At 53.2% G+C, this 1,565-nt stretch carries 3 protein-coding genes; 2 read left to right on the forward strand and 1 reads right to left on the reverse strand.

Annotation, left to right across the window (positions count from 1 at the left end):
- On the forward strand, positions 1-273 hold a 273-nt coding region (locus tag AC1DH9_RS28910; RefSeq protein ID WP_477809308.1), incomplete at its 5' end, for an AMP-binding enzyme.
- Between the two features lie 208 nt (positions 274-481).
- Here AC1DH9_RS28910 and AC1DH9_RS28915 read toward each other — a convergent pair.
- Entirely contained in the window at positions 482-967 is a 486-nt protein-coding gene (locus AC1DH9_RS28915) for an Lrp/AsnC family transcriptional regulator (protein WP_427533822.1), read from the reverse strand.
- A 229-nt stretch (positions 968-1,196) separates the two neighbouring features.
- Between AC1DH9_RS28915 and AC1DH9_RS28920 the strand changes: the two genes are divergently transcribed.
- Positions 1,197-1,565: Dabb family protein (locus AC1DH9_RS28920; protein ID WP_477809309.1), on the forward strand; the 369-nt coding region annotated here is incomplete at its 3' end.

Consider the following 1,565-nt stretch of genomic DNA (forward strand, 5'->3'; position numbering starts at 1 on the left):
AGCGAGCACTCGGCCGTCATGTCGGTCGCGGTCGTGGGCATTGCCGATGAGCAATGGGGTGAACGACCGATGGCGCTGGTGGTGTGCGCGCCTGGGCAATATCTCGACCGCAAGATCCTGGAGGTGCATCTGCAAGGGTTTGTCGAGCGTGGCCGTATCAATAAATGGGCGATCCCCAAGCAGTTCAAGTTCGTCGCCGAAATTCCTAAAACCAGTGTCGGGAAGATTAATAAGAAACTGATCCGGGAAAGCGAAGTAATGCTGTTCACTTAAGCAATTTCACCCGCGACGCATTCTTTGTAGCAGCTGCCGAAGGCTGCGTTCGGCTGCGCAGCAGTCGTAAAATCAGCAATTGCGGTGTGTCAGGTACACTGCGGCAGCCGGACTCACGACTGCTTCGCAGCCGAACGCAGCCTTCGGCAGCTGCTACAGATTGCATTCCGGAAACACAAGGCAGGCCTCTACCCTGGTGGAGGTTTGCTCAGGCTTCTTGGGAGCGCTTGACCGGGAATGACATGAAAGGCTTGATCTCCTTGAGCACGAACATGCTCTGCATCTCCTTGATGCCGGGCAACTGACGGATGACCGACATCGCGAAGTCGGCAAACGAGTCGAGATCGCGTGCCACGACCTGCAACAGGAAGTCAGCATCGCCACCGATGCTGTAGCACGCCACCACATCCTCCAGCTGCATCACTTCCTGCTCGAACTTCCGGGCCTCGGCTGCACTGTGATGGTCGATGCTGACCCGGATGAACACCATCACTCCCAGCCCGATCCTGCGTCGGTCGAGCACCGCCCTGTAACCCTGAATAAAGCGATGTTCTTCCAGCTGCCGCACCCTGCGCCAGCAGGGCGAGGCAGACATGCCGATCTGGTCGGCCAAGGTCTGGTTGGTGATCCTGCCGTCCTGTTGCAAGGCTGTAAGGATTTTGACATCTGTCAGATTCAGCGTCTGATCGGTCATAAATTCCGCGTCCCTGTGGTAAAGAGGTAGATCCTACCAGAACTCATCTTTCCAGCAATTAAAATAGAAAATTTTTCTCCTGCTAAAGCGGATAACATTTTTTCAACTTCTGATGTTGGAGTTGCCACGCTTTAGCCTCTACGTACAAACCGATGCCGGACGCGTCGTTGAATAAATAAACCACAGTTGATCGCTTCCTTTTCCGGAGGGCGCGATCCCAGGGTGATAAATGATTCTTCATCTGGTTTTTTTCAAGTTTGATGAACCCTTTCAATGGTGCGACGACGAAGTCATCGATGCAGAAGCATCGACACGCCAGCACCCACTTCATATTAACGAAATCATGGGCTGGGCGTGTGGCAGGAATATAAGCCCGCGCAAACAGGCCATGGACTTTATGGTGATGGGGTTGTTTGAAACTCAAGAGACGCTCTCCGCGTTTTTGACGCATCCCAATCATCTGCAGGGTGTAATGAAGTGGCAAAAAATTGCCAGTTGGCAGGTGGTTGATGTTGATGTTGGTAGTGACACTACGAAGTTTGTCGGGTTGCTCGATGGTTGGGCTGACTTCGGTGTGACAAAACTCGAAGAACTGAAG

The organism is Pseudomonas sp. 05T35, from assembly GCF_056396605.1.